The sequence below is a fragment of the Endozoicomonas atrinae genome, assembly GCF_001647025.1.
GTDB classification, from domain to species: domain Bacteria; phylum Pseudomonadota; class Gammaproteobacteria; order Pseudomonadales; family Endozoicomonadaceae; genus Endozoicomonas; species Endozoicomonas atrinae.
This window is the reverse complement of sequence record NZ_LUKQ02000349.1, coordinates 1-4,399: the sequence shown is the minus strand read 5'-3', so window position 1 is coordinate 4,399 and position 4,399 is coordinate 1. Positions and strand designations below refer to the sequence as shown.

General features: G+C 45.5%; 4 protein-coding genes and 2 pseudogenes. 4 read left to right on the top strand and 2 right to left on the bottom strand.

Annotation, left to right across the window (positions count from 1 at the left end; genetic code table 11):
• Both AK963_RS35970 and AK963_RS31575 read left to right on the top strand, forming a co-directional pair.
• Positions 1-190: pseudogene (locus tag AK963_RS35970) on the top strand (IS630 family transposase); the annotation flags it as partial.
• A gap of 12 nt (positions 191-202) precedes the next feature.
• On the top strand, positions 203-376 hold the full coding sequence (locus AK963_RS31575; protein ID WP_083232897.1) for an AlpA family phage regulatory protein: 174 nt from the start codon (positions 203-205) through the stop codon (positions 374-376).
• A gap of 5 nt (positions 377-381) precedes the next feature.
• Here AK963_RS31575 and AK963_RS25870 read toward each other — a convergent pair whose 3' ends face one another.
• Complete coding sequence (locus AK963_RS25870; protein ID WP_066018249.1) at positions 382-1,728, bottom strand: tyrosine-type recombinase/integrase; 1,347 nt, start codon at positions 1,726-1,728, stop codon at positions 382-384.
• Between the two features lie 248 nt (positions 1,729-1,976).
• Here AK963_RS25870 and phoB point away from each other — a divergent pair, with 248 nt between their 5' ends.
• Both phoB and phoR read left to right on the top strand, forming a co-directional pair.
• Positions 1,977-2,666: a phosphate regulon transcriptional regulator PhoB gene (gene phoB, locus AK963_RS25865; protein WP_066018248.1), complete on the top strand. Its 690-nt coding sequence runs from the start codon at positions 1,977-1,979 to the stop codon at positions 2,664-2,666.
• Between the two features lie 165 nt (positions 2,667-2,831).
• Complete coding sequence (gene phoR, locus AK963_RS25860; RefSeq protein ID WP_066018247.1) at positions 2,832-4,139, top strand: phosphate regulon sensor histidine kinase PhoR; 1,308 nt, start codon at positions 2,832-2,834, stop codon at positions 4,137-4,139.
• A gap of 84 nt (positions 4,140-4,223) precedes the next feature.
• On the opposite strand, the pseudogene AK963_RS32505 reads toward phoR, so the two are convergent.
• Positions 4,224-4,399, bottom strand: a pseudogene (locus AK963_RS32505) (IS256 family transposase); the annotation flags it as partial.

Below are 4,399 nucleotides of genomic sequence, written 5' to 3'. Positions count from 1 at the left end.
ACCATTCGCACCGGAGTTAAACAGCTCAGAAAGGCTATGGGAGTGGATGCGGGAGCATGACTTATCAAACAAAGCATTTTCAGGTTATGAAAATATTGTAGATTGTTGCTGTGAAGCTTGGAATAACCTTTGCAGCGAAGCTGGTCGACTGTTCAGTCTGTGCTCCCGTGATTGGGCAGTTATACAGTAGTTAGAAAATTCAATTGGTATAATTCGTTCTGCTGAAGTGGAAAAGCTGACAGGCCTCAATCGCATGGCCATCCATCGTGCTGAAAAGACGGGTAACTTCCCAAAACGCATTCAGGTCGGGCCTCGCTCTGTAGCTTGGAAACGATCAGAAATTATTGCTTGGGTAGAACAACGACGGTTAGGGTGATCACCCTACCGCCTTACCATCGGTTGATTCTCCTTTAGTATTCTCTCCAGCACTTCATTCCATATCATCATGGCTGCTCGCTTTTCATGAAAGTAGCCGAATTTATCATAGTGTTGATCAGCGACATCTAGGCTGCCGTGGCTGTGCAGCATGTTTTTTATATGCTTCTCTATTTTATGCGGGCCGAGCAGCGTCTTGCATGTCGTTCTGGTGGCTCCCAGGGTGATATTTCTAATATTGGTTTCTTTGCATATTTGTGTCATGACACTGTTCAATCGTCGACTTGCCAGTGGTGCATGAGGATTAAGCCCTGAACCTATCCTGCCTGCAAATGGATAGTCACAATGTCCAGTAATATCTCGCAATACCTCTATTTCAGCCATTGCCAGGGGGTTTAACGGTACAATGTGCGGGGTTTCAACACCTCCCCTTTTTTTCTTCATATTTCCGATTTCAAAATAAGGCGTTTCGCTGTCCAATCGGTAATCCTGCCAGGGCACCCTGATAGTCTGGTTAAGCCGCTGTCCTGCTGTAGCTATAATGAATCGCACAAACCTTCCAGTTATCGGGCCTTTTATACGGACAGCATTATGCCAAACAGCGGCTATTTCAGCCTCGCTCCACTCTGTCTTGCCTGCATTCTTGTATTTCCTATTCTCTTTAATATATTGGAGCGGGTTAGCAATTAGACCAAATTCATCCTTTGCATCGATGAGCATGCTGGTATCAAGTTCTATTTTCATCACCTTGTTGAAAGCAGCCTTGGCATAAGACAGCACATGATTTGCCATAGCACCTTTACCTTCATCAAGTAATGTTTGGAAAACGGGTTTTAAATGATCCCACTCGATGTCTCTGGCTTGCAGGGTCAGTAATTCTGGCAGCTGATCTCTTATTCGCTTAAAGGTGCTTTTTACATCGGCTTTAGTATCTGGGTTGATTATGGAATCCTCATACATCATCAGCAATCGTCCAAAGGTTCCAAACCCTTGGATCTCAGCCTGTTTGATTCTCCGACGCAACCCTGCTTCCTGTTCTTCCTTTTCCTGGCGTATTACATCCTTAGGGTTTTTCCCATGACTTCTGATCTCTGCATGCTTGATAACATCATCGAAGGCTTGAGGCAGGGTAATTCTATCTTTTCTTACCCTTGGTGAATAAATGCCAAGATGTAACAATTCTCGCTTTTTCTCCCACTGGAATTTGTAATAAAAATCAACTTTATCGGCAGCTATTCTTGCCATAATGACGCCTGGCAATCCATCCAATTTATCTGTCAGTTCTCGCTTTGTTTTTGAACCATGCACCTCTGCCTGTATTTCGGCCAGTGCCACATCGGTTATAGTCTCCATACTGTCTCCTTATCTGTGCTTTTATTTTTCTATGGCTTATCAGACACAGTGGCGGTTTTGAAGTTCCTGTCAAGGCTTGGTGGCTGTCTTGGTGGCTGTTCTACTTAAAACTAAACGATAGTACTGAATAATAGTGTTACACCGACCACTATTTTTCAATGCTATATTGCACTGATAACTGTAATAAAACTGTCATTATTTAAGGCTATGGTCGTCTTGATACAATCTTAAAAAAAAGGCTCGATTTTATGTCTGGCAAAACAATTCTAATTGTGGATGATGAAGCACCCATCAGGGAAATGGTCGCCATGGCTCTGGAAATGGCTGGCTACCAGTGCCTGGAAGCCGCCGATGCAAAACAGGCTCACTCACTGGTGGTTGATAACAGACCTGATTTGATTCTTCTGGACTGGATGCTTCCCGACATCTCTGGTATTGAGCTGGCCAGAAGACTTAAGCGTGACCAGCTGACAGCAGAAATCCCCATCATTATGCTGACAGCCAAAGGGGAAGAAGACCATAAAATCCAGGGATTGGAGACAGGTGCAGATGACTACATCACAAAACCTTTCTCCCCCCGTGAACTTGCAGCCCGACTCAAGGCGGTACTGCGCAGAACTCAGGGTATGGATGAGCAGTCGACTATCGTCGTCAAAGGACTTGAACTCGACCCTGTCAGCCACCGAGTCAGTATTGATGGCAACCCTGCAGAAATGGGGCCGACTGAATACCGATTGCTACAGTTTTTTCTGACTCATCAGGAACGTGCGTATTCCCGTGGCCAGTTGCTTGATCAGGTCTGGGGTGGCAATGTGTATGTTGAAGAGAGAACAGTTGATGTCCATATTCGCCGCCTGAGAAAAGCTCTGGGCAGTGGCTATGAGAATTACATTCAGACCGTCAGAGGTACTGGCTACCGGTTTTCAACCAAGTCATAGAAACTGATTCAAGATTTTACTGCGGTGACTGGAAACAGTGTCTGAGCTGTTTTCATCGACATCCTCAGACAACAGTAAGATGATGAGCAGAACCAATAGTCATCAGCTCAACAAACTCCGGAATTACATGTGACAAGCTCTATCCGATCCTGGTTTACTAGTCGAATGGCGTCAATTCTCGCTATTGGACTGCTTGCAGGCTGGCTAGCTGACCAGATATTTCTGGGACTTTTTATTGCTACATTCTCCTATCTTCTCTGGAGCCACCACCAACTTCACCGATTGCTTTTATGGCTTGATGAAGCCGCCCATAAAGAGCTGGATCCCCCCGAAAGCTCAGGAGTATGGGGTGAGATTTTTGACGGTATTTACAGAATACAGCGAAAGCATAATCGCTCAAAACAGCGACTTGCCAGCGTGATAGAACGTATACAGGAGTCAACAGCAGCACTAAACGACGGGATCATCATGGCTGATCAGAGTGGTTCCCTTGAGTGGTGGAACCGTGCAGCTGGAGAGTTGCTGGGCCTGCAGATGCCCCATGACCAGGGGCAACCCCTGACAAACCTTGTCAGAAATCCCAAATTTGCCAGCTATATGGAGAATAGCCGCGGCAAAGAGCCAATTAAGATAGACTCCCCCGTTCACGAGAGTCGACAGCTTCAAGTAGCAATTACTGTTTATGGTCAGGGTAATAGACTTCTACTGGTCAGGGATGTCAGTCGATTGCATCAACTTGAAATCATGAGAACCGATTTTGTTGCCAACGTTTCCCATGAATTGAGAACTCCACTGACAGTCATTTCTGGTTACCTGGAGACGATGAGTGATGGTATGGAAATGAATCCGGATACACCGCCCATCTTTAAGCGTGCTCTTGGCCAAATGCAGGAGCAGGCATCCAGAATGCAACGACTGATAGAGGATCTTTTGTTGCTTTCACGCCTTGAAGCGACAGAACCGGAAAGAATAAGCCAGTCAGTTAAGCTTAGGCCTCTGCTTACGGGCATAGTGAACGACGCCAAAGCATTAAGTGGCGAAAATCAGCACCAGTTACAGCTCGAGTGCGTAGATGATGCATCATTAATGGGTGACGTAATGGAGCTACGCAGTGCCTTTTCTAACTTGGTTTATAACGCTATACGTTATACCCCTTCTGGAGGAAAGGTGCAGGTGAAGTGGTGGCAAGATCAGGAAGGTGGGCATCTTATGGTTCAGGACAATGGTGTTGGCATTGACCCTGTCCATATTCCAAGACTAACCGAACGATTTTACCGTGTGGATAAAAGCCGTAGTCATGCAACAGGAGGCACCGGTCTTGGACTGGCGATAGTGAAACATGTTTTATTAAGACATGAAGGTCGTATTAACATCAGCAGTCATCCAGGTAAAGGTAGCCGGTTTATCTGCCATTTCCCGTTATCGAGAATCAACTCAACCAAAGTTATCAAAGCTCAAGAGCAAGATTGTTGAAGTTAATTACAACTACAACCTATAAATAAAAAAGGGCCTTTCTGGGAGCCTGTAAATAATTCTGTGTAAACGCCACCAAAACTATTACTCCTTGAACCGGTCAGGAAACATAATTTCAAACCGGTTCATGGCTGCTTTCCAGTTCCTGATCGGCATGGTCCATTTCTCGGAAGCTTTTTCCATGGCCAGATAGATTACCTTCATGACTGACTCATCAGTCCGAAAAATCTTCCGGTTCTTGATCGCCTTACGAATGACGC

What these genes read in the sequence shown, in the direction of transcription:
- phoB (WP_066018248.1), top strand. Translation starts at nt 1,977, where the DNA reads ATGTCTGGCAAAACAATTCTAATTGTGGATGATGAAGCACCCATCAGG.
- AK963_RS25870 (WP_066018249.1), bottom strand. Translation starts at nt 1,728, where the DNA reads ATGGAGACTATAACCGATGTGGCACTGGCCGAAATACAGGCAGAGGTG.
- phoR (WP_066018247.1), top strand. Translation starts at nt 2,832, where the DNA reads ATGGCGTCAATTCTCGCTATTGGACTGCTTGCAGGCTGGCTAGCTGAC.